Source organism: Bacillus sp. RAR_M1_44, assembly GCF_020165935.1.
Lineage (GTDB): Bacteria > Bacillota > Bacilli > Bacillales > Bacillaceae > Bacillus > Bacillus altitudinis.
In genome coordinates, this window is the sequence record NZ_JAIUKX010000002.1 from 27,130 (window position 1) to 51,057 (window position 23,928).

25 protein-coding genes and 1 other annotated feature are annotated in these 23,928 nt (G+C 38.7%); of the genes, 8 read left to right on the forward strand and 17 right to left on the reverse strand.

The genetic code is table 11. The annotated features are described in order from the left end of the window. Positions 1 to 39: 39 nt before the first annotated feature. Entirely contained in the window at positions 40 to 669 is a 630-nt protein-coding gene (locus LCD34_RS13680; protein WP_008348457.1) for a GTP pyrophosphokinase family protein, read from the reverse strand. A gap of 33 nt (positions 670 to 702) precedes the next feature. Next, on the reverse strand, positions 703 to 1,068 hold the full coding sequence (locus LCD34_RS13685; protein WP_008348459.1) for a hypothetical protein: 366 nt from the start codon (positions 1,066 to 1,068) through the stop codon (positions 703 to 705). A 217-nt stretch (positions 1,069 to 1,285) separates the two neighbouring features. Here LCD34_RS13685 and LCD34_RS13690 point away from each other — a divergent pair, with 217 nt between their 5' ends. From LCD34_RS13690 to LCD34_RS13710, 5 genes are all read left to right on the forward strand, one after another. Then, positions 1,286 to 1,861 (forward strand): CYTH domain-containing protein, encoded by a 576-nt coding sequence (locus LCD34_RS13690; protein WP_007498999.1) that lies wholly within the window; start codon positions 1,286 to 1,288, stop codon positions 1,859 to 1,861. Between the two features lie 25 nt (positions 1,862 to 1,886). After that, positions 1,887 to 2,651: a lytic transglycosylase domain-containing protein gene (locus LCD34_RS13695; protein WP_008348461.1), complete on the forward strand. Its 765-nt coding sequence runs from the start codon at positions 1,887 to 1,889 to the stop codon at positions 2,649 to 2,651. 277 nt (positions 2,652 to 2,928) lie between these two features. Further along, positions 2,929 to 3,327: a thiol management oxidoreductase gene (locus tag LCD34_RS13700; RefSeq protein ID WP_007499001.1), complete on the forward strand. Its 399-nt coding sequence runs from the start codon at positions 2,929 to 2,931 to the stop codon at positions 3,325 to 3,327. Further along, the gene (locus LCD34_RS13705; RefSeq protein ID WP_007499002.1) at positions 3,324 to 4,235 is read left to right on the forward strand and encodes a ClpXP adapter SpxH family protein; all 912 of its coding nucleotides are present in this window, start codon (positions 3,324 to 3,326) and stop codon (positions 4,233 to 4,235) included. The genes LCD34_RS13700 and LCD34_RS13705 overlap by 4 nt, the downstream gene beginning before the upstream one ends. A gap of 295 nt (positions 4,236 to 4,530) precedes the next feature. Further along, the gene (locus LCD34_RS13710) at positions 4,531 to 4,704 is read left to right on the forward strand and encodes a hypothetical protein (RefSeq protein ID WP_224559517.1); all 174 of its coding nucleotides are present in this window, start codon (positions 4,531 to 4,533) and stop codon (positions 4,702 to 4,704) included. Between the two features lie 286 nt (positions 4,705 to 4,990). Here the strand turns inward: LCD34_RS13710 and pepF are convergent, their stop codons facing one another. The 4 genes from pepF to mecA form a co-directional block, all read right to left on the reverse strand. Further along, positions 4,991 to 6,817 (reverse strand): oligoendopeptidase F, encoded by a 1,827-nt coding sequence (gene pepF, locus LCD34_RS13715; protein WP_285891535.1) that lies wholly within the window; start codon positions 6,815 to 6,817, stop codon positions 4,991 to 4,993. 214 nt (positions 6,818 to 7,031) lie between these two features. After that, on the reverse strand, positions 7,032 to 8,192 hold the full coding sequence (locus LCD34_RS13720; RefSeq protein ID WP_048003234.1) for a competence protein CoiA: 1,161 nt from the start codon (positions 8,190 to 8,192) through the stop codon (positions 7,032 to 7,034). A 162-nt stretch (positions 8,193 to 8,354) separates the two neighbouring features. Next, a complete protein-coding gene (gene cls, locus LCD34_RS13725; RefSeq protein ID WP_008348473.1) occupies positions 8,355 to 9,875 on the reverse strand; it encodes a cardiolipin synthase in 1,521 nt (506 codons plus the stop codon). Between the two features lie 85 nt (positions 9,876 to 9,960). Next, positions 9,961 to 10,626, reverse strand: a complete 666-nt coding sequence (gene mecA, locus LCD34_RS13730) for an adaptor protein MecA (RefSeq protein ID WP_008348474.1) — start codon at positions 10,624 to 10,626, stop codon at positions 9,961 to 9,963. 264 nt (positions 10,627 to 10,890) lie between these two features. On the opposite strand from mecA, the gene LCD34_RS13735 reads away from it, so the two are divergent. Continuing rightward, entirely contained in the window at positions 10,891 to 11,556 is a 666-nt protein-coding gene (locus LCD34_RS13735) for a TerC family protein (RefSeq protein ID WP_224559518.1), read from the forward strand. A 40-nt stretch (positions 11,557 to 11,596) separates the two neighbouring features. Here LCD34_RS13735 and spxA read toward each other — a convergent pair whose 3' ends face one another. The 8 genes from spxA to LCD34_RS13775 all read right to left on the reverse strand — a co-directional run bounded on the left by spxA (position 11,597) and on the right by LCD34_RS13775 (position 19,019). Continuing rightward, entirely contained in the window at positions 11,597 to 11,992 is a 396-nt protein-coding gene (gene spxA / locus LCD34_RS13740) for a transcriptional regulator SpxA (RefSeq protein WP_003211421.1), read from the reverse strand. Between the two features lie 193 nt (positions 11,993 to 12,185). Beyond that, positions 12,186 to 12,764: a GNAT family N-acetyltransferase gene (locus LCD34_RS13745; RefSeq protein ID WP_008348478.1), complete on the reverse strand. Its 579-nt coding sequence runs from the start codon at positions 12,762 to 12,764 to the stop codon at positions 12,186 to 12,188. A gap of 137 nt (positions 12,765 to 12,901) precedes the next feature. Continuing rightward, the gene (locus tag LCD34_RS13750) at positions 12,902 to 13,189 is read right to left on the reverse strand and encodes a hypothetical protein (protein WP_224559520.1); all 288 of its coding nucleotides are present in this window, start codon (positions 13,187 to 13,189) and stop codon (positions 12,902 to 12,904) included. Positions 13,190 to 13,294: 105 nt separating this feature from the next. After that, on the reverse strand, positions 13,295 to 14,245 hold the full coding sequence (locus tag LCD34_RS13755) for an ABC transporter ATP-binding protein (protein WP_373467165.1): 951 nt from the start codon (positions 14,243 to 14,245) through the stop codon (positions 13,295 to 13,297). Next, a complete protein-coding gene (locus LCD34_RS13760; RefSeq protein ID WP_035392433.1) occupies positions 14,214 to 15,275 on the reverse strand; it encodes an ABC transporter ATP-binding protein in 1,062 nt (353 codons plus the stop codon). The genes LCD34_RS13755 and LCD34_RS13760 overlap by 32 nt, the downstream gene beginning before the upstream one ends. Positions 15,276 to 15,293: 18 nt before the next feature. Then, on the reverse strand, positions 15,294 to 16,322 hold the full coding sequence (gene opp3C / locus LCD34_RS13765; RefSeq protein ID WP_035392435.1) for an oligopeptide ABC transporter permease: 1,029 nt from the start codon (positions 16,320 to 16,322) through the stop codon (positions 15,294 to 15,296). Continuing rightward, complete coding sequence (gene opp3b / locus LCD34_RS13770; protein ID WP_035392438.1) at positions 16,322 to 17,251, reverse strand: oligopeptide ABC transporter permease; 930 nt, start codon at positions 17,249 to 17,251, stop codon at positions 16,322 to 16,324. The genes opp3C and opp3b overlap by 1 nt, the downstream gene beginning before the upstream one ends. Positions 17,252 to 17,360: 109 nt before the next feature. Next, entirely contained in the window at positions 17,361 to 19,019 is a 1,659-nt protein-coding gene (locus LCD34_RS13775; RefSeq protein ID WP_035392439.1) for a peptide ABC transporter substrate-binding protein, read from the reverse strand. Between the two features lie 449 nt (positions 19,020 to 19,468). Between LCD34_RS13775 and LCD34_RS13780 the strand changes: the two genes are divergently transcribed. Together LCD34_RS13780 and trpS are read left to right on the forward strand one after the other, a co-directional pair. Continuing rightward, the gene (locus tag LCD34_RS13780) at positions 19,469 to 19,732 is read left to right on the forward strand and encodes a DUF3899 domain-containing protein (RefSeq protein ID WP_223255625.1); all 264 of its coding nucleotides are present in this window, start codon (positions 19,469 to 19,471) and stop codon (positions 19,730 to 19,732) included. Positions 19,733 to 19,776: 44 nt separating this feature from the next. Continuing rightward, positions 19,777 to 19,996, forward strand: a binding site (T-box leader). Between the two features lie 53 nt (positions 19,997 to 20,049). Next, on the forward strand, positions 20,050 to 21,045 hold the full coding sequence (trpS, locus tag LCD34_RS13785) for a tryptophan--tRNA ligase (protein WP_136944449.1): 996 nt from the start codon (positions 20,050 to 20,052) through the stop codon (positions 21,043 to 21,045). A 35-nt stretch (positions 21,046 to 21,080) separates the two neighbouring features. Here the strand turns inward: trpS and LCD34_RS13790 are convergent, their stop codons facing one another. The 3 genes from LCD34_RS13790 to LCD34_RS13800 form a co-directional block, all read right to left on the reverse strand. Then, positions 21,081 to 21,833 carry a YjbA family protein gene (locus LCD34_RS13790; protein WP_008348490.1) on the reverse strand — a complete coding sequence of 251 codons (753 nt, stop codon included), beginning with the start codon at positions 21,831 to 21,833 and terminating at the stop codon, positions 21,081 to 21,083. A 165-nt stretch (positions 21,834 to 21,998) separates the two neighbouring features. Then, complete coding sequence (opp4C, locus tag LCD34_RS13795; protein ID WP_081114822.1) at positions 21,999 to 22,898, reverse strand: oligopeptide ABC transporter permease; 900 nt, start codon at positions 22,896 to 22,898, stop codon at positions 21,999 to 22,001. Between the two features lie 33 nt (positions 22,899 to 22,931). Then, a complete protein-coding gene (locus LCD34_RS13800) occupies positions 22,932 to 23,882 on the reverse strand; it encodes an ABC transporter permease (protein WP_007499031.1) in 951 nt (316 codons plus the stop codon). Between the last annotated feature and the right edge of the window lie 46 nt (positions 23,883 to 23,928).

Genomic DNA, 23,928 nt, shown 5'->3' on the forward strand with positions numbered 1-23,928 from the left:
GCGACGAGAAAGCAGCATCATATTTGATCAAGCTTAGGCTCAGCTATCGTTTTTCTTTTTCCGGGAAAATGCCACTTGCGCTTCTTGAATTTCCCCTCTGATTTCAGACATCTCATCATCAAGAAGAGATGCTGCCTCAGAAGCTCTTTGAAGGCGCTGCTTGACCTTCTCCGGGATATTCCCGCTATATTTATAATTCAGAGAATGCTCGATGGTCGCCCAAAAGTTCATGGCTAATGTACGGATTTGGATTTCGACGAGGAGCTGCTTCTCTCCATTGATCGTTTGCAGCGGATATAACACAACAAGGTGGTACGAGCGGTATCCGCTTTCTTTATGTTCTGCAATGTAGTCGCGTTTATCTACAACCACGAAATCTTTTCGTGACTGAAGCATTTTCTTGACGACTTGTATATCTTCTACAAATTGGCACATAATGCGAAGCCCTGCAATATCCTGCATCGTTTCAATCTCATGCATCGGGATGTTTTTACGCTTTGCCTTTTCCAATATGCTGGCAACGGGCTTCACTCGGCCAGTGACAAATTCTACTGGTGAATGGTCATCCTCAAATTCATACAGTTTTCGAATGCCTTTTAGTTTCACTTTTAATTCTTCGACTGCTTGCTTATATGGTGCGAGGAATTGATCCCATTGTTTTTTGTCCATGAAACTTCCCCCAATTCCAAATACCTAATTATTTCAGAGGAATGTGCTCTTCACTTTCTCTTCCATATCTCCGTAATTGGCATTGTCTTTAATATTGTCGATTAAATAGTTTAATTCCTGATGAAGTTGAATGAGTTCTAGCGTTTGCTCTTCCGCCGCCAAATAGACAGGGATTTCACGATTCATTGCTTCTTTTAATGGAGCCCATGTATGTTCTCCTAAAATAAGATACGTAAAAGACTCCTCAGTCTCAAGTATGTAAACGAACGCAAAGTGATCAGAATCAACAAGCATTTGTCCTGATGCTTTTGCTTTTTGAATTTGCTCATCTGACTGGACCGTCAAGATCAGCCTGTCTTCTTTTAAAGTTGCTTCTGTGATTTCAATTCTGTTTTGCATCATGATCTCCTTTACAACAAAGTACAGCTTTATTTTATCATATCAAGTTCAATATTGATAAACCGAACTTTTTGAGAAAATTTGATTTCTCCATTTCGTTGTTCATTTTGCCTCATTTAGCATCTATATACGTCTCTTTTTAAGGAATAAATAAGAAAAAATGAAACTTTTCATGTACAATAATCATATTTCCTCTAAATGAAAGGTTGATGTCAAAATGGCACAGGAAATTGAGATAGAACTAAAACAATTATTAATGAAAGAAGAATTTGAACAGCTAAAAGAATATTTTCAATTAAAGGACGAGGACTTCCACACTCAAACCAACTATTATTTTGATACACCTCAATTTGATATAAAATCCAAATTCGCTGCATTACGAATGAGAGAAAAAGGCGGGCAGTGGGTCCTCACATTAAAGGAACCGCATGAGATCGGCCTTTTGGAAACTCACCAAACGATCGATCCTCCCGCAAGTCTTGAACATTTCCACCTGCCAGAAGGTGAAGTGGCAGACAGATTAGTACACCTTCACATCCAAAAGGATCAAATCGTGTATTTTGGTTCACTGGAAACGTCAAGAGCAGAAAAAATGATCAAAGAAGGCTTAATTGTTTTGGATCACAGCCGATATTTAACAGTAGAGGACTATGAACTTGAATTTGAAGTGAGCGATTTAGACATTGGACAAGCCGCTTTTACAGCATTGCTTCAGCAATTTCAGATCCCACCAAGACACACGAAAAACAAAGTCGTACGCTTTTATGAAGAAAAAATGAAAACAAAAGAATAGATGAATTCCTTGAAGGAGGAACATGATGAACGTCAATCAACTTCAATCCTTTATGCAGCTTCAAGCACTCAAAACGTTACAATCTGATAATGGACAAACACAACTCACAGCTGGACAAGAATCAAGCGCTGAGACTTCATTCCAGTCGCTGTTGCAAGATTTTTTAGGCGGATCAGAATTATCTCGTCTCCCGCTTTCCATTTCTGCTTTCATGGGATCGGACCCATCAACGTCTCCGAACACGCAATATGCACGAATGAACCCATATTTATCTGCGATAGCGGGCAGTGAACAGCTTCAATCTCAGTCTCTTTATGCAAATGACAGCCAATTGAATACCGCAAATGGTATTGGAAACGTCTTAAATAACAGCTACACACCACCGCTTCAAAAAGCTGTTTCAGGCTCTTCATCAAAAGAGATTAATCAGATCGTCTCACAAATGGCTCAAAAGCACGGAGTTCCAGAAAAGCTGATCCACGCAGTGATCAAGCAAGAATCCGGTTATCGCACGAATGCTGTCAGCCATGCAGGTGCACTTGGACTGATGCAGCTTATGCCGTCTACTGCTAAATCACTTGGCGTGAACAATGCCTTTGATGCAGCCCAAAACATTGAAGGCGGAACGAAGTATTTAAAACAAATGCTGCAAAAATATAATGGAAATGTCTCACTTGCCTTAGCCGCTTATAACGCAGGCTCAGGGAATGTAGATAAGTACGGAGGCATTCCTCCATTTAAAGAAACACAAAATTATGTAAAGAAAATCACAGCTCAATATTTCGCTTAAACCGAAGAGAATAACCTCTTCGGTTTTTTGTATGTCGCTTTTCACCCTTTTTTGACTGAATGTGTTATGATATGGTCAATTGAACACGGAACCTGTCTCCCTCACTATTCCCAAAGGACCAAAGCGGTTTGTTTGTGGAATTGAGTAGAGGTTGTTAAAATAAGTATACAAGAATAGAAACAACAAAATAGAACAAACTGAATATCACTTTTGAAATACATGAAATTCGCAATAGGGTGAGCCATCCTATTAGCTACGAGTTAAAGGAGTAGTCAACATGGTACAATCGTTTAACGCACCTTACGAAGCGGTTGGAGAGGAACTTCTATCGCAACTTGTTGATACTTTTTATGAAAATGTAAAGTGTCATCCTTTGCTTCATCCTATTTTCCCGGATGACTTAAAAGAAACAGCAAGAAAACAAAAACAGTTCTTAACTCAATATTTAGGCGGACCGCCGCTTTATACTGAGGAGCATGGTCACCCAATGCTACGGGCGAGACATCTCCCTTTTCCGATTACTGAGGAGCGGGCGGACGCATGGCTTGAATGCATGGAGGATGCAATGGATCAAGTAGGACTAACCGGCGATATTCGTGACTTTTTATTTGAGCGACTGTCTTTGACGGCTCGTCACATGGTCAACCAAATACCTGAAAAGGACGGACGATCTTGAGCTGCAATCCGCATGAGCAATATTTCTCACATTGTCACGGACATCCTCAAAAGCCGATTGAAATCTATGTATTCATTGATCCTCTCAGCCCGGACTGCTGGTTATTAGAGCCATCAATTAAAAAGTTGAAAATGAAATATGGCCGTTTCTTCACTTTACGAACGGTTACAAGTTCTAGTATTAATGCTTTGAACCGCAAACGAAAAAAACATTTGCTAACCGAAGCGTGGGGGAAATTTGCCACGAAAACTCAGACCAAAAAAGAACAAATGCTGTCTGAACAAATTGTGACATCACCTTATCTCGCCTCTCTTGCATTAAAAGCAGCTGAACTTCAAGGCAGAAAATGCGGAATGAAATTTTTACGACTCATTCAAGAATCGCTTTTTTGCCATCAGCAGGACGTCACCAGTGAACAAGTCTTGCTAGAAAATGCAAAAACGGCTGGACTGGACATTGAAGAGTTCCAGCGAGATATCCATTCTCAAAGTGCTGTCAAAGCGCTCCAATGTGATATGAAAATCGCAGCTGAAATGGATGTGTCTGAGCTTCCCACTTTCGCCTTTTTTAATACGATCAATGGTGAAGAAGGATTAAAGATTTCAGGTGCATATTCTTATGATATTTACGAGGAAATTCTCTTTGAAATGATTGGCGAAAAACCAACACCTTCAGAACGACCGCCAATTGAATGGTTTATCGCTTACTTTCAATTTGCATCAGCAAAAGAAATTGCCGTTGTATATGACCTGACCCTTGAAGAAGTTGAACGCGAGATGAAAAAACTCGCATTTGCTAAAAAGGTAGAACGTGTACAAGTACATCAGGAAATGTTTTGGCGTTATACAGAAGGAGACAATCATTCAGATCTTGATGTCTACCGCTGTGAGAATGAACATGGGTGCTGACCCATGTTTTTTCTTTACCCCTAAAAGAACACTTGTTCTATTTATAAGTACGAAGAAACCGCGCCGGGATAAGCGCGGTTTCACTATGTCTTAACGACAACAAAGGGGATGGGAGAAATTTTTCACGGTCAAACAAAGGGGTAATGTTTGTATGTGATTAATTTCACATCTGTAGTATATCAAATTTTGTCGACTTATGACAACCGATATACTATATGTTCATATTTTTGTCACAAAACATAAGAGGACTGTCACTTTCATATAGTGAAAGTAACAAAAAAATGGGGGGATCTGCATGCGCAGCACAACCATTGGACTTGTTGCCATTGGCTTATGTTTCTGTTTAAATATATTAGGCTTAATGAAGATGCTGCCTGTTTACCTGACATCTCCACTCCTATTCGCTTCCATTCTCTTTACACTCTATCGAATGAATTACCGGAAAACCTTCAAAGGTTTTAAAGCGTAATCATTGAATGTACAAACCTCGTTCATATAGACGAGGTCTAGCGTGTAGGCAACCCTCGCATTCGGTGTCAGTCCTGCGTGCTAGTGCTCACGAATGTCAAATTCGCTCCGCGCAAGTAACTCGGCCTTCCTAGCCTGCAAAGGTTTTCTATCACGCTAAAAAGAAGTCAAAGGGCTAAAATCAAGTTCATTTTAGCCCCTTGTCAACAATCTGGTCTTTTTATTTCAAGAAAAAACTCCTGCCAAAAGGTGAGTTTCCACTCACACATCTGACAGAAGTCTTCTCGTTACTCACCAGTCTTTGAGATGAGCTCTTCCATTTCCTTTAATTTTTCTTCAAACAATTGACATGCTGCCTCAATTGGTTCTTTTGATGCCATATCTACACCAGCTTTTTTCAGCACGTTAATTGGATAGTCAGAGCTTCCTGCTTTAAGGAAGTCTGTATAGCGCTCCACTGCAGGTTTCCCTTCTTCTAAAATTTGTTTACTTAATGCCTGAGCCGCACTATAGCCTGTCGCATATTGATACACATAATAGTTGTAATAGAAATGCGGAATTCGGGTCCATTCTAATCCGATTTCCTTATCCACAACCATACCGTCGCCAAAATACTTCTTATTCAGGTCGTAATACAGGTTCGTCATAAACTCTGGCGTTAATGCCTCCCCTTCTTGCGCTTTCACATGAATCAGGTGCTCGAACTCTGCAAACATCGTTTGTCTGAATACCGTCCCTCTAAATCCTTCTAACAAGTGATTGAGCACATACAAGCGCTGCTTTTTGTCCTCTAAATGATTGAGTAAGTATTCACCTAGTAATGCTTCGTTTGTTGTAGAAGCTACTTCCGCTACAAAAATGCTGTAGTTTCCGTACGGATATGGCTGATGCTTTCTTGTATAGTAGCTATGAACAGAGTGACCAAATTCATGAGCCAGCGTAAATAAATTATCAATATTATTTTGCCAGTTCATTAAGATATAAGGATTCGTACCATAGCTTCCAGAAGAATACGCGCCGCTTCGTTTCCCTTTATTCTCATAAACGTCTACCCAGCGATTTTCGAGTCCCTCTTTTAATACCGAAACATATTCTTCTCCTAATGGCGCTAACCCTTTCAGCATATAATCCTTTGCTTGGTCATAGGTCAGCTTCATGCCAGCATCTTTTACTAATGGTGTATACAAGTCATAATTGTGCACTTCATCAAGCTTTAATACCTTTTTACGCAATTCAATGTAGCGGTGTAATAAGGGTAAATATTGATGAACTGTATCAATTAGATTGTCATACACTTCTTCAGGAATACTGTTGCGTGATAGCGCTGCTTCTCTTGCCGATTTGTATTGACGTACTTTCGCATAAAAATTATCCTTTTTAATCGAGCCGCTGAGTGTAGACGCCAAAGTATTCTTATATTGATCATACGTTTTATAAACGGCTTTAAAAGCATTCTTTCTCACTTCACGATCATCACTGTTTAAAAAAGTAATGAAGTTGCCATGAGTAATTTTCTTTTCTTCTCCATTTTCATCCTTAACAGAAGGGAACGAAATATCTGCATTATTAAACATACTAAACGTAGTGGATGATGTTGATAAAGGTTCAGAGGCTTCAGCTAATAAAGCTTCTTGCTCCTCACTTAAAATATGCGGACGCTCTTTGTTAATTTCTTCGAGAGCGTGAGAATAAAGTTTTAATTCTTCTTTTTCCAAAATAAATTGCTGCAGCTTATCTTCTTGAATAGATAAAATCTCCGGAACAATATAGGCAGATGTACTAGACAGCTGTGTAAATAAATTGGATGCTTTATCATTTAAAGCCTGAAATGATGAATTTGTTGTATCTTCATCATATTTCATATGCGCATATGTATAAAGCTTGCCAAGCTTTTCAGAAAGTTGATCCTGAAATGTTAGGGCTTCATACAAGACATCAGCAGAATGGGCCAGCTTGCCTTTAAATTGGGCGAGCTTCGGAATTTCTTTTTTTACAGCTTCGAATTCCTTATTCCAAGAATCGACACTTTCAAAAATATCTTCAAGGCGCCATTTGTTTTCTTCTTTTACTTCGCTTCTGTCTGGTAAATGATTGTTGTTATTTTGTGAAGTCATATGAATCCCCCTTGCATGAGTTGTGTTGAACCAACCTTTCGGAAAGTGAAAGAAATTGGTGTTGTATTTATCTTCTTTGTTTTGAACTATGTTTGTCAAATCATATGCAGAAATAAATACCAAACAAACTAAAAAAATGAGAAAAAAGCGTTTCTTTCTATTCAATAGCAGCACCACCTTTTTCTTATCATGATCAAAGTGGGCATGAAACATGCTAATGAAATAAGAAAGCATCTCGTTTTATCGCTTCATCTGCTGTTCGTATAGGCTTTTGATTCGACGTTACTTGATAATTACCCTCTTTCGTCATGTATAAAAACCCTAGTTTCACAAGCGCCCGTACATATGAAATGATCACCTCTTTGATTTCTTCTATTGTGACATTGGTATATCGGAGCTTCACTTCTTTATTCTGGACACATCGCTCAATTTCTTTTAAAAGAAGATGAATGGTCACTTGTTCTTTTCCCGTTCGAACCATCCAATCATAAAGACATCCTTGCCACACATAAACAGGGCTTGAAAAGATATATGCTTCTGTCAGGGGGATAAATAGTTCTGTCGGTAGAAATGGCCATGCTGTTTGATGATGCTCATAAAATATGGTTCTTAAACGCTTGCTTTCATTTGCTAAAATTTGGGGTGGCCGCTCCCTAAATTGCCGAATACACTTGAGCCACTCTTTATACAATTGATGATTGCTCGAGGAAACAGATAAGAGTGCTGGTAGTTGGCGATAAGCTGAAGGCGGTCTAACGGTCATTGAGGCACATATTTTCGTTGGCTGAAACACGAGAAGTTGATCCAGGTGGATGAATCTATTTTGGATCGGACAATAAAAAATGAGTCTCCTATTCTTTGACTGCCTTAAAATTCCCCAATGAATGGAGGAGAATGAAAAGAGCTGGCCAGCCATTCGTTTTAAACGATTCGCCCCTATGATCCATATAGGATAGAGCCCCGCAGCACGGAGACCTTCCGTTCGTTTATGTAGCTCTTTCCACGAAATATTTGCACATTGAAATTCGATGGCATAGCTTTTATTTTCTATAGCAACGGTCACATCAGGGCGCTGCTGAATGTTTGAAACATACTTCTCTAGTAACGGCTCATATCCAAGCTGTGTGAGCCAATCCTTAAGAGCAATCTTCCCTGCCTGATGATAAGCTGTTTCACCGGTGGACGCTAATGGACATGCCGAGAGCTGTTTATGTGCAAAATGATGGACACGATGCTCACCTAGCTTTAATAGAACCTCCTGCCTACATTCAGGACAGTAAAATTTGCACGTAGCTCTTACATGCTCTAGCCGCCTTTTAGTCAGATGTTGTGTGATGCGAATCAGCTTGCCATTCTCCATGATTGCTGCATTCATATATTTCGCCCCTTGCTCTTTGATGACCGTATTATAGCTTTTTCTCTCATCAGGAAGCGAATATCGAAAATGAATTTTTATCGTATCAAAACACGATTTCAACCTACTTTCCCTTAGTAAAATAAAAAATCCCCCTTTTAGAAAAGGGGGAAAATACAATTTTTATAAAAGAGGTGATAATAATCTTGCTGTTGATTCAAACAGCCTCACCCTTAAAGGCCTCTTCGCAAATTCTTCTGGAACAATTTCATGTGACTGCTCTAAGTCACCTAAGAAGTCGTTGACCAGCTTCTCTGTGCTTTTTGTTTTGTAGAGGAAAGCATTCACTTCAAAGTTCAGATGAAAACTTCTCATATCCATATTTGCTGTACCAATTGATGCTAGCTCACTATCCACAATGATAAACTTACTATGCATAAAGCCTTGATCATATTCATATACCTTCGCACCTGCTTCTAAAAGTTCGGGGAAGTATGAACGGGACGCATGAAATACGATGCGTTTATCTGGATTTTTCGGTGCAATGATTCGTACATCGACTCCGCTCAAAGCAGCAATTTTCAGTGCGGACAAAATATCATCATCAGGTACAAAATAAGGTGAAGCAATCCAAATTGATTTTTTGGCGGAGATAATCATGGAGAAAAAGAGATTTTTAATGACTTCCCACTGTTTATCAGGACCACCAGCAATCATTTGTACGCCTTCTGCTCTACTCTCCATATGACTGAAATCTTTAAAATAATCCACACCCGAGCACCTTTCGTTGGTCATGTAATACCAATCCTGCATAAAAATCTGCTGCAAATCACGAACGGCCTCACCTTTAATCATCAGGTGCGTATCACGCCAAAATCCATATTGTCTGCTTCTCCCCATATATTCGTCCCCAATGTTTAGCCCGCCGACAAATCCTACTTCTCCATCAATCACCACGATTTTTCGGTGATTTCGGAAGTTGATTTTATTATTTAATAAGGGCAGTCTCACTGGTAAAAACGGAACGATCTGCACGCCAGCCTTTTCTAAGTCAGCAATATATTGACGGGAGAGTTTTAGGCTGCCTACATCATCATATAAAAAGCGGACAATCACACCACTTTTTGCTTTCTCGATTAAAATGTCCTTTAATTCTTGTCCCAGATCATCATGACGGAGAATATAATATTCTAGGTGAATGTGATGTGTTGCTTTTTTGATTTCTTCAAAAATATGAGAGAACGTTTCTTCTCCATTGGTCAGAACTTTAGAGGATGTGCGATACGTAATAGGGGTATGTCCAAGTCTGTGGGCCAGTTTAAATAAGAGCTGCTGATGGTCACCCATATGAGTCATTTTTTCAATCGCTTCTCTGTGGATACGTTCATCTTCCTGGACAAGCTGTTCGTCTAGTACCGCTTTCTTTTCAAAAAGTCTGCGCTTTTTAATATTGCGTCCAAAGAAAATATAAAACAAAAACCCGAAAAGCGGAAAGCTCCCAAGCAGCACAAGCCACGTAATCGTTTGAGAGGGGTTTCTGTTTTCTAAGAAAATGACAAACCCGATGAAGATAATCGATAAAGTGAATAGAACACTGACGGAACTTAATACACTTACCGCTAGATCACCGGCAAAAATTTGGATAATCAAATAAGCACCTATCGTAATGATAAGAAAAAATAGAACTTTGACTACATTTCTCATTTCATTTTCTCCTTGCCGATCACTTTGTTTACTTTTTCATTCAGATAAAAAAGTCGATTCCTCTATAGAAATCGACTTTTGGTTGTTACGAGAAGTGCTGTTGAATCGTTTCAAGCGCATTCTCTTTGACAATCAGCTGACCGTATTCTTGCAGTCTGTAGATGCTGACCACTGATTCATGAGCATATTCAAGCAGAATACTAAGCTTATTCTCCACCTGCTCATCTGACAAATCCTCGTGGAAGTCAACATATAGATAATAACGGTTTTCAAACGAATATAAACTTGTCGTAAAATCCTGCATATTTAATTGAGAAAGTGCAATCAAATCTTCAAAGTCATCCATTTTTAATACGAACTGAAGTTGAAGTTTTTTGTCCTTCTCATTATGATCTTCTTGATCTTGCTCTTCTTTATGAAAATCATCAAGCAGAGCATCTAAACTTTCTTCATCTGTTTGATCTTTTTTATCTTCTGGAATCGGCAATTCGAGCTTTTGTCCATCTTTAGAAAGTTGGGCTTTTGTCACGACAATTTCAAGACCTTTATCAAGTGCCTGTACTTGAATCCAAAGTGGTCCCTCTACTGCAAATTCTTCTTCTTCGTGCACTTCGTCCATCACTTCCCAGAACAGCTCTTCACTGCGCTCACGATTATACCAAATCTCTTCACGGTCAAAACCGCGATCTTCAATATCACCGTAGGAAATATAAAATTTGACTGTATGTTCATTTATTCTTTCGATTTCCATTTTGCCAACCTTCCCTTCTATATAAGATGTTGAAGGGACATACAAGCTCCCAATTAATAGTACTTTACTACACTTTACCCGTTCCGTCTACATGTTAACCATTTAAAGAAATGAGGTATTGCTGTGTACTGTCTATTTTATGATAAAACATGAATAAAAGAAATAAAAACGCATTTTTTGCAGAGAAAACTTGCAGAAACATATATTTGAATTGTCTTCATATATTGGTTGTACGAGCTATTTTAGTGAAATGAGGTGAACTGGATGGAAACAGAGTGGATCGTATCCTTACTGATGATTATTGGCATAGACCTCATATTAGGCGGAGATAATGCATTAATCATTGCGATGGCCAGTCGAAGCTTATCAAATGAAAAACGAAACAAAGCCATATGGATCGGCACACTTTTGGCAGTGCTGATGAGAATCACCATGACTGGTGCTGCCGTTTATTTATTGACCATCCCCTATTTGCAATTTATCGGCGGTCTCTTTCTCCTTTATATAGGATACAATTTGTTAATTGAACACAAGAAAGAATCCATTCGGATTAAAAGCAGCGGCTCCCTTTGGCGTGCTGTTCAGACCATCGTGATTGCAGATCTTTTTATGTCACTTGATAATGTGATCGCTGTTGCAGGGGCAGCTAAAGGGAACATGGTGCTCACTGCCTTTGGCTTAATGATTTCAGTCCCGATTATTATTTGGGGGAGTAAGCTGATTCATGCAGCACTAACCAAGTTTCCGATTCTTTTATACGGAGGGAGTGCCCTTTTAGCTTTTACTGGCGGAGAAATGATTGTCCGTGATGTAAAACTGAATGAATTTATGGCGCAGCATACAACACTTGAATTGTTGCTTCCCTTTTTAACCGTCGCAACCGTTATTTTAGCCAGTCTCTTTTACGAACAAACGGCTGAAAATAAATAAAAAAAGCTGCCAAATGATCGGCAGCTTTTCTTGTTCTCTATTAGTTAGCAAGTCGCTGAGCTTCTCGAAGTTGGAATGTACGAACCGTTCTAGGAAGGAAACGTCTAATTTCATCTTCGTTGTACCCAACTTGCAGTCTTTTTTCATCCAAAATAATTGGACGTCTTAGAAGACCAGGGTGCTCATTGATTAGTTTATACAATTGTTGAAGCGGCATTGTCTCAACATTTACATTTAGTTTTTGGAATACTTTAGAACGTGTTGAGATAATTTCATCTGTACCATCTTCCGTCATACGAAGAATCTCTTTGATTTCATCGATTGAAAGAGGCTCAGAAAAGATATTTCTCTCTTGGTATGGAATATTGTGCTCTTCTAACCACGCTCTTGCTTTTCTACATGATGTACAGCTTGGTGATGTGTATAATGTTACCATAAATCTTCACTCCTCAATTTGTAGAATGAATATTGATCTGTATTCTCAAATTAAAATTGTTCTAAATAAGTAATCTTTATAGTGATTATACTATAAAAAAGTAAGTGTGAACAGATTTTCTTGCAATTTTTGTGACAAAAACTAGACAATTTCATTCTTTTTGTGCTGATGTTTGAAGTCTGAACATTCTCATTTAGTCGAGATGATCGAAAATATTTTTTTGTTTTCTATTTTTAACGAGCTTCAGCACATCATCAACATCCTCATACGATTGTCCATACCATTCTTCGTCTTTATACGTATGGATTCCTTCGTACGTCTTTCTCATGGCCTCCATCATTTCTTCCTCATTATCTGTACGAGGCGACCAATAAAGAATTTCCATGCGGTTCACTTCATTCGTTGCAAGTGACCTGCGTTTATAACCAATTGATTCAGCATGCTTGAAGTGCTCTCTCTGATAAAACTTTAGGCGTTTTGCAGTATCTGCATCATCTTCATCTACAGGCTCGACCTCAAGCAAGATCGGTTTTCTTTTTTCCTTCAGCTTATGAATGAGCTTTGAGCCGAGGCCTTCACCTCTTGCATCCTTGGAAACAAATAAATAATCAATAAAGATGAAAGAATCAAATTCAGCGTACATCATTACATGATGAGGCCCTTCTTCTTTATGATAAATATCACTTCTTTCCTTTAATAAAGCTTCCATATGCTCTTTTGACTTCATTTCTTCTATCGGGAAGTATTCACTGAGCTTTTCATACCAATTCATGGATCCGCTCCTTATGATGTAGTTAAGAACCACTTCCTTATCTATTCCCGATTTCCTGCTATTTAAACGCCTGTACTAGTAAGACGCAGCAATGCCATTGGTGGTTTCACTTTTTTTCAAGAGAAAGCAAAAAAGTTTTATATCGAACGATTCATGAGCATTTGAAAGCAAGCAAACAAAAGAAGTGTCATGGCGATCTGAAACATGATGAAATAAAGGTACTTCATACGCCGGACTTCTTCCTTCTGTTTATTCGTGCGCCGATACACAGCAACTTCAACCGAAAACGAAATGATGCAAATGAGCACTAAAAATGCGATCATCCACTTTCCTCCGTTTGGTTCCGTTAAAAAAGATATTGAAAAAAGAATCGTGACGATAAAAAAGTGAAGACATGAATAGCGAAACGTCTTCCATAACAACATTTGATTTCCTCCTGGTTTACTCATTTTACATAAAAATTACCATCAACTTGTTTTTTTGTAAAATAAAAAAAGAAGCACTGATATCGCAGTGCTTCTTCTCTGTTCTTATTGTTTTGCTTTGATCTCTTTGAATTCTTCCTCAGTACAGCTGACAAAGTGACCTGGCTTCACTTCACGAAATTCCGTATTTGTTCCTTTATGAACAGATGGATCGTATTTAATCCGTTTGCGGTTACGCTCATAATCAGGATCTGGAAGCGGAATCGCAGATAGTAATGATTTTGTATATGGATGAAGCGGGTTTTCATATAATTCATTCGCTGGTGCCAGCTCAACCAATTTCCCAAAATACATCACACCGATACGATCGCTGATATATTTCACCATGGAAAGGTCATGGGCAATGAATAAATACGTTAAGCCTTTTTCTTCTTGCAATTCTTTCATTAAGTTGACAACCTGCGCTTGGATGGACACATCTAGTGCAGAGATTGGCTCATCGGCAATGATGAAATCCGGTTCAACAGCTAATGCACGAGCAATCCCAATACGCTGCCTTTGACCGCCTGAAAATTCATGCGGGTATCTATTCGCGTGCTCTTTATTCAAACCAACCGTTTCAAGCAATTGATATACACGCTCTTTACGTGCTTGTGCTGATTTTGCAAGACCATGAATATCGATACCCTCTGCAATAATATCCACAACTTTCATTCTTGGATTGAGGGAGGCATATGGATCCTGAAAGATCATTTGCATTTTTCGGTTAAATTGTTTAAGATCTGTTGTTGATTTTTTATCATGCACATTCTGCCCGTTAAAAATAACTTCGCCACCTGTTGCATTGTATAGACGAATGATGGTTCTACCAGTAGTGGATTTCCCGCAACCAGATTCACCTACAAGGCCCAATGTTTCACCTCTATAAATGTCAAAGCTGACATCATCAACAGCTTTTACTTCATTAGGTTTACCCACATTAAAATATTGCTTAAGATTTTTCACTTGTAAAATAACATCTTTTTCACTCAATGTGATCCCCCCCTTTTTGCGCATTAAATTGTCGCATTCTTTGCTTAATTGATTCAGGAGGTTCTACTTTTGGCGCGTTAGGATGTAAAAGCCATGTAGCAGCAAAATGAGTTTCTGATACTTGATATAAAGGCGGCTGCTGTTCAAAATCAATTTTCATTGCAAATTGATTTCTAGCCGCAAATGGGTCTCCTTTTGGAGGATTCAACAAATCAGGCGGCGTGCCTGGAATGGCAAACAATTTCTCCTCTTTTGCATCAAGACTTGGCATAGAGCTCAGTAATCCCCAAGTATATGGATGTTTTGGGTTATAGAAGATCTCATCTACGGTGCCAATTTCAACAATTTGACCACCATACATTACCGCTACACGATCTGCTACATTCGCAACGACCCCTAAATCATGTGTGATAAAGATGATAGATGTTTCAATCTTCTTTTGAAGATCTTTCATCAGTTCTAAGATTTGGGCTTGAATGGTTACATCTAAAGCAGTAGTTGGCTCATCTGCAATTAAAATTTTCGGATTACAAGCAAGAGCTATTGCAACGACAACCCTTTGTCGCATCCCACCAGAAAATTGATGAGGGTATTGCTTGAACCTCTGTTCCGGTTTCGGAATACCTACAAGACTCAAAAGCTCAAGTGCTCTTTTTTTAGCTTCTTCTTTACTTGCATTTTGATGTTTTAAGATGGGTTCTATAATTTGCTTACCAATTGTCATAGTCGGATTCAAAGATGTCATTGGATCTTGAAAGACCATGGCAATATCTTTCCCTCTTATTTTCTGCATCTGTTTGTCAGAAAGTTTTGTTAGGTTTTTACCTTGAAACAAAATCTCTCCTTTTTTCACTTCGGAGTTAGATTTAGGAAGCAGACCCATGATTGATTTAGAAGTTACCGATTTACCAGAGCCTGATTCTCCAACAATGGCAAGCGTCTCACCTTTTTTCAATTCAAAATTCACACCTCGAATTGCCTTAACTTCGCCAGCAAATGTGTGGAATGAAATATTTAAGTCATTTACTTTTAAAATCGTTTCTTGTTTATTCATCAACATCACCGCCCCGTACTAATCTTTCATTTTTGGATCAAGTGCATCTCTCACACCGTCGGCAACAAGGTTAAAGACGATCATGATAACACTAATGATAATTGCTGGATAAACCATCTGATATGGGAAAGCGATCATTGATTTAAACCCATCTTCAATTAAAGTCCCTAGTGAAGCTTGCGGCTCTTGCAGACCTAATCCAATAAAGCTTAAGAAAGCTTCAAAGAAGATCGCACTAGGAATAGTGAACATTGTATTAATAATCATCACACCTGTTAAGTTTGGCAACATGTGCTTAAAGATAATTTTAAAGTTACTTAATCCCAAAGTTCTAGCGGCTAGTACATATTCCTGTTCTTTCAGCTTCATGACTTGAGCACGCACGACCCTAGCCATACTGATCCACCCGGTAATACTTAGTGCAATAATAATTGGAATAATCCCTGGTTTTAAGACGAGAATCATTAATATGACAACGATTAAGTTTGGAATCCCCATTAGAACTTCCAAAATACGCTGCATCGCATTATCAATTTTCCCACCGAAATAACCAGAAATAGCGCCGTAGGCAACACCAATAATTAAATCGATCACAGCTGCAACAACAGCAATAAGCAGTGAGATTTGAGTTCCTTTCCACACACGTGTAAATAGATCTCTCCCAAGATTATCGGTACCGAACCAGTAGTAATGTTCAATCCCTTTTTGTTCATATGGATTGACCACATCACCATTTTTTAATGTTCTTTCACCAGTAAAAGGTAAGAAACTAACATGCTCTAACCCTTGGATTCGCGGCGGTAAGTTCGCTTCAGACGTTGTTTGAGTACTAAAGTCTTTGCCACTAATTAATGGTCCAACGAGCGCCATGAATACAATTAAAAATAAAATCACCATACTAACAACAGCGGCTTTATTCTTTTTAATTCTAAGCCATGCATCTTGCCAATAATTTAGACTTGGTTTTTCAATTTTTTCAGCAGATAATGTATCAACACCAGCGGGTTCAAACAGACTTTTATCAATATTTTCTTCTTGCTGTTTCATTATTTGTTACCTCCCGCTACACGAATTCTAGGATCGATAATTCCATATAGAATATCGACAATAAATACAACCACTACAAAAAGAACGGCAAATAAGATAGTTGTACCCATGATGACTGGGTAGTCGTTTACTGTAATGGCTTTAACAAACTGCTCACCAATTCCAGGAATTGAGAAGATTTTTTCTATTACTAGTGATCCCGTCATTAAACTAACAGTCAATGGACCAAGTACTGTGACAACAGGTATTAAAGCATTTCTCATTGCATGTTTAAATGCGATCTCAAAATAGCCTGCTCCTTTTGCTTTTGCAAGTAAAATGTAATCTGTCTCAAGTACTTCAACCATTTCTGTTCTCATAAAACGAGCACAAATGGAGATAGGGAACATTGCTAACGCTATAGTAGGTAAAATTGTATATTCAAACCCATTCCAAAATTGAGTTGGTAATAACCCCAATTTCACCGCAATATAGTACTGAAGTAATCCAGCGAATACAAAACTCGGAATTGATTTACCGATAACTGCCAAGAAAGTAGCAGAGTAATCCACCCATGTGTTCTGTCTTAAAGCTCCAACTACTCCCAAAAAGATACCAACAATCGTTCCTAAAATAATCGCTTGAAGGCCTAGGACAGCAGATGGTCCTACTCGATATGAAAGAAGTTCTGTTACGGAGGTATTGTTGAATTGGAATGAAACACCTAAATCCCCAGTGAATGTATTAATCATGTAATGAAAATATTGAACAGGAATTGGCTGATCTAGTCCATATTTTGCATTAAGTACAGCTTGTTGAGCTTCTGACAACTTTTGCGCATTAACAAAAGGAGAACCCGGAATAAGTTTCATTAAGAAAAAAGTGATTGAAACAATGATGAAGAGGGTAACAACCATGTAGGCAACCCGTCTAATTAAGTATTTCAGCATACTTGCACCTCCTGATAAAACTGACTTTTCTGTATATTTCGACATATTTCTCTCAGTGAAAAAGAGAGTATATTCAGAGAATACACTCTCTTTTCTATAAGATTGTTAATTATCCTTCAATTTTCATCCATTTGTAGCTGAATTCAGGTCCAACTTTGTGAATGACAAATCCTTTTACTTTGTTATTAATCAGATAGTTAGTTGCTCTCTGATAAATTGGTGAAAGTGCTGCGTCATCTTGTAATAATACTTTTTCAGCTTCTTGTAAAGCTTTCCAGCGTTCTTCAGGTTTTGCAGCTAATTTGCCAGATGCATCTTTTAACAACTGATCATATTTTTTATCTGAGTAACCCATGTGGTTGTTTCCGCCACCTGTGATGAACAAGTCAGAGAACGTGATCGGATCAAGGTAATCTGGACCCCATCCAGCCATCTGAAGATCGTAATCCTCTTTCTTATCACGATCAATACGAGTAGCGAAAGGAACACTTTGAATATTGATATCTAAGCCAGGTAAAGTTTTCTCGAGCTGATCTTTAATGAAAGCACCGATTGTTTTAGCTGTCTCAGAATCATCACCTAAGTAATTAAGCGTTACTTTAGACGTTCCTAATTCTTTCAACCCTTTTTCAAAAAGCTTTTTCGCTTCATCTTTATTAGTTTCTAAGTATTTAGGCATTCCATCACGGAAGTCTTTTCCGCTTTCATCATGTACGAAATCTTTTGGAATTTGATAGTATGCAGCAACTGAACCATTCTGCAACACATCATTTACAAACGCTTCTTTATCAATTGCCGTTGCAATTGCGCGACGAACGTTTTCATTCTTTAAAGATTTATTTCCTTGGTTCATTTTCAACCAGAACACAGTAGGTTCTAGTAATCTTTTCATCCGCTTATCACCTTCGTATTGAGAGATGATGGCAGGTGTTGATAATTTAGGTGTAATATCAGCTTCTCCCGCTTCAAATGCGTTAACAGCTGCTTGTGGATCTTTAGATACTTTAAAAGTAAGTTTTGTCATAGAGACGTTCTTTTTGTCCCAATATTCTTCATTCTTTTTGTATTCCCAAGTAGTTGCTTGTGGGCCATCCCAAGAAGAAAGTTCAAATGGTCCGTTGTATACAAGGTTCTTTGCAGTCTTCGCATATTTGTCACCTTGTTCTTTAACGAACTTTTCATTCACTGGGTAGAATGTTGGGAATGAAAGCAGAGATTGGAAGTAAGGAATTGGTTTTTCAAGTGTAATTTGCAGTTCTTTATCGCTTACAGCTTTAATTCCTAGTTCCTCAGGCTTTGCTTTTTTGTTGTATACTTTATCAGCATTCTTAATTTTACCAACCATCATATATGGGCCATACTCAGACTTTTGTTCTGGATCTAAAGCACGTTGCCATGCATATACGAAGTCTTGAGCTTTAACTGGGTCACCATTAGACCATTTTGCATCTTTAATTTTGATGTTGTAAACTGTTTTATCTTTGTTAGCAACTGGTTCCCCATCAGCCATACCAGGCACTAATTCTTCTTTATCGTTGAAACGATACAAACCTTCAAACACGTTATTCATAGTCGTAAAACTGATTGTATCACTCGCTTGGATTGTATCCATTGCAGGCATTTCCTGTGATTCTAAAATTGTAGCCTCTTGTTTTGAATCTTTGGATGCAGTGCCCTTGTCGCTACTTTGTTTACCTGAACATGCAGATACAAAAATAGTCAGCACCAATAAAAAAACTAAAAGCAGTGAAAATTTAGACTTTTTCATCTAGTTGTTGACCTCCCCTTCATAAATGAACTACAGGAACTATTATACTAGCAAATAAGTAATTGTGCATTCATTTTTTTAAGAAAATTTTCATATTTCCACTGTTTTTTAATATTTTTATTAAAAAATTGAAATAATTTGGTTATTTTTCTGAGATTTTGTGATCTTAAATACCTAATCAGAGGTAATCCTGTCTATACAATTGGCAATCTTCATGATTCATTGTAAACTGATATCAAGAAATTGATTAAAACAACAGCTTCGTTCCTTGTTTCGTTTTTCTTATATAGTGAAAGTCTTGAATTAAATGTTTTTATTGCTATTTTAGTACAGTAAAGTTTTAATGCGCAGGAGTGATTGTTATTAGATTTTTTATTCTTTTACTTAGTTCTAATGGCCTTGTTTTCATTTTAAGCTTCCTCTTTTATGGGCACATATCTTTCTTAAGCATGATTAACATCACATTTTATTTAGCTTCTGGCACTTTGCTAGTGTGGTTATCGTTCATCACTTTAAAAAGTGGATTTTTTGATCAAATATCTTACAGCTTCCGAAAGGTGTTTGATTCTTTAAATAAGCAAAAGGACCATGTTGATGACAGTTTAAACAAACATTTATCATCATCTTTTCAAAGTAACTTTTCAACCTTAAGAACATTAGGTTTGAGTTTACTCATTGAAATGTTAATATTGCTCTTGATTTATTATATGTAGGTTTTGACTTTTGATTTTTGCTTATTTATAATGAATGAAATTACATTTTTGCGATGAAAAAGAAGAGTACATATATTCACCATTTACAGAGAGTCTGCGGTTGGTGCAAGCAGATAATGGCATGTATGGAATGGGCTTTGGAGCAGCTAACCGAACACTTGATAGAGTGAGTAGGCTTAGACGGAGCAGTCTCCGATATCAACGTCTTGAGTGATTTCTGATTTGAAATAACAAGGGTGGTACCACGGTTCATTCGTCCCTTTTCTGTTGAAAAGTGATGGGTGGGCCTTTTTATATTGAAGAAAAGAGGTTTTAGTATGACAAAAAAGACGATTTTCTCAGGCATTCAGCCTAGCGGTTCTGTGACATTGGGGAACTACATTGGAGCGATGAAGCAATTTGTCGATCTTCAGCATGATTACAACGGCTACTTTTGTGTGGTCGATCAGCATGCCATTACGGTGAGTCAGGATCGTTTAGCCCTTCGACAAAATATTAGAAGCTTAGCCGCCCTTTATTTGGCAGTGGGACTTGATCCTGAGAAGGCAACATTGTTTATCCAATCAGAGGTACCTGCCCACGCCCAGGCAGGATGGATGCTGCAATGTATCGCTTATATTGGGGAATTAGAAAGAATGACTCAATTTAAGGACAAATCTGCTGGTAAGGAAGCAGTCGTTTCAGGACTATTAACGTATCCGCCATTAATGGCTGGCGATATTTTGTTATACGGTACGGACTTAGTTCCTGTAGGAGAAGATCAAAAGCAGCATCTTGAATTAACGAGAACGCTTGCTGAACGCTTTAACCGAAAGTATAACGACATCTTTACTGTACCTGAAGTCAAAATTCCAAAAGAAGGCGCTCGGATTATGTCTTTAACAGACCCAACGAAAAAGATGAGCAAATCTGATCCGAACCAAAAATCTTTCATTACCTTATTAGATGAGCCAAAACAGCTTGAAAAGAAAATCAAAAGTGCTGTGACTGATTCAGAGGGCATCGTCAAATATGACAAAGAAAACAAACCTGGAATTGCCAACTTGCTGACGATTTATTCTGTATTAGGGAACGTATCGATTGCAGAGCTTGAACAAAAATACGAAGGTAAAGGTTATGGTGAATTTAAGGGAGATCTTGCGAACGTGGTCGTGGATGCGTTAAAACCAATTCAAGATCGCTATTATGAACTCATTGAGTCAGATGAGCTTGATCGCATTTTAGATGAGGGTGCTGAAAAGGCAAACCGTGCGGCAAACAAAATGCTGAAAAAAATGGAGAATGCAATGGGTCTTGGCCGGAAACGCAAATAAAACAAGCTTGCAGCATATTCAGCTGCAAGCTTTTTCTAATTCACTTTTGATTCGTTTTCCATTTCCCAAAGTTTTTCAAAAAATGGCTGTCCTTTAATCATTTTTTCACAAAAGGCTAAATGGTTTTCTGACCATCCATCAATGGTTTCGTTATAAAGCATGTTCCAAATTTCCTCGAAAGACATTCGTTTGATCTGGTTGTACATGCGCGGATTCCATTCTGTATACCAATAGGCAATTTCTGCCCGGTTTTGAAGCCCCTTTAGTTGATCTAGCGCCATAAACATCAGCTGCTTCAGCTGTCTTTCTTTTCTCGTTAATCCGCTGATATGCTGCGGTGGTAATGATAGGATGTGATATTCTTTCGTCGATTCAAGGCTGTCTGTTGTGAATTCATACTCCTCTGCCTTCACATCTTTCACCATTTCATACACCAATTGCTCCTGTCTTGGAATCAATCGGCTCTTTCTCACAGGGATGGAATAACCAATCGTATCCACAGCAATGATTCTAATCCCGTCCGTGACCACAAAGCAATACTCTAATTTACGGCGTTCATGATTTTTTCGAATATATGATTTCTCAAATACAGACTCTAGCAGCGTCTTCGGCAGCTCTGATAGATCATTCTCTATGTAATCAAACAAAGGACTCTGCACCTTGAGTAAAGGCACTTGATCTAACAGCTCCACGCTGTCCTCCTTGCGCCACTCATGAAAATGGCACACATTATAGCCATTCTCTTCCCCTTCAAACCAATTCACCCATACGTCATGAAGAAATAACATAACCAATCCCTCACTTTTTAAAAACTGTTGTCCACAGTATGGGCAAGGGATAGAGAAATTATTCCAACTTTATTAAAACTTCTCCCTGACGGAAGGACGGCTTTATTTCCTGGGAAAAGGAGAACGTCTCGCAGAGTCCTTTCACGATTTTCTATAAGAAGAACCTTATTTTAGCTTTTTAGGATCAAGGGCATCTCTCAGTCCATCACCTAAGAAGTTAAAGCATAAAACGGTAAGTAGAATCAGTAAACCTGGGAACAGTGGATACCACCATGCTTGCACCATAATGGAGAAATTTTGTGCATCTTGAAGCATGTTTCCCCAGCTCGCCGTTGGAGGCTGGATGCCGAACCCTAGATAGCTAAGTGTCGACTCAGCTAAAATAACAGAACCGACTTTTAATGTAGCAGACACAATAATAGGGCCGATACAGTTCGGTAAAATATGCGAAAAGATGATGACATGGTTTTTCGTTCCGATCGTTCTTGCTGCGAGTACGAATTCTCTTGTGCGAAGTGACAAGAATTCACTGCGGATCAGCCTGGCGGTTGTTGTCCAGCCAGTCAGCGCAAAGATTAAAATCAATTTATCAATACCCGGTTTAAAAATTGTCACTAGCGTGATCAAGAGAAAAATATCTGGAATAGACAATACCACATCCACCATTCTCATGAGCACAGAATCGACAAAGCCTTTAAAGTATCCCGCTACCGCCCCAATGACGGTACCAATGGTGATGGCTCCGACTACTGAGACAAAGCCAACTAATAGAGACACCCTCGCTCCGTATAGCACCCTTGAAAAAATATCTCGGCCAAACTTGTCGGTTCCCATAAAATGCTCTGCACTTGGAGGCTGTAGCCGTTTCAATAAGTCTTGCTGTTCCGGTGCGTAAGGTGCGATCACCGGGGCGAAAATAGCAGAAAAGATAATGACCAATAAAATAGCGGAGCCGGCAACCGCCAATTTATTTTTGAAAAATTTCTCGCAAAATAAACGAAGCATCGTCTCTGGTTTTGGCGGAAGGCCTTCTTTTAATTTGAGATCAACAGAAGGTGTTCCCATATTAGGTTGTGCCAATTGTGCTTCAGCTCCCTTCTAATATTCAATACGCGGATCAACGATCGCATAGAGAATATCCGCTATTAAGTTTCCAACGACCACGAGCACAGCAGAGATAACAGTCATCGCCATAATGACGGGATAATCTCTTGAAAAAGCAGAATCGATAAACAGCTTCCCAAGCCCTGGCCATGTGAAGATTTGTTCCACCACGACCGCGCCGCCAATAAAGGATGGAATCATGAGTCCAAAGATCGTAATAACAGGCATCAGACCGTTTCTCAATCCATGTTTGAAGATGACTTTGTTCTCTCTAAAACCTTTCGCTCGCGCCGTACGAATGTAATCCTGCCGCATCACATCGAGCATACTTGACCTTGTATAACGTGTAAGGCCGGCCATATCAGCCGTTGCTAAAACAAAGGCAGGTAAAATAATATGATGAAGCCGGTCAAATAGATTAAAATCTGCATTTAAGGTAGAGACACCCCCGGTCGGAAACCATCCTAAATTCACTGATAACACCATTATAAGGATCAAACCAAACCAGAAATTCGGAATAGCCAGTCCGATAAATGATGTAACCGTAATACCATAGTCAAGTTTTGTATACGGACGTTTTGCTGAAAGAACACCAAATGGGATGGCAATGATCAGGGCAACTAATGTAGAAAAGATCATGAGGATGAGGGTATTTGGCAGCCGGGCAAAAATCAAATCAGCCACGGGCGTTCCTTTTTTTACGATGGATGTGCCAAAGTCACCTTGAAGCATATTACCGAGCCATTTCATATATTGCACATATTCAGGATCGTTCAAGCCGTACTTATCAATAAAGGCTTCCCGGTCTGCGGCACTAATGGTCGGGTCCATCATGAGTGACATCGGATCGCCTGGTGCTGCTTTCATAATCGCAAAGGACAAAATCGTAATACCAAACAAAATCGGGATGGAAAGCAATGTCCTTCTAATGATATATGTAACCATGTGCACAACTCCTTTTTCATCGGATGGCCATACTATGATGAAAAAA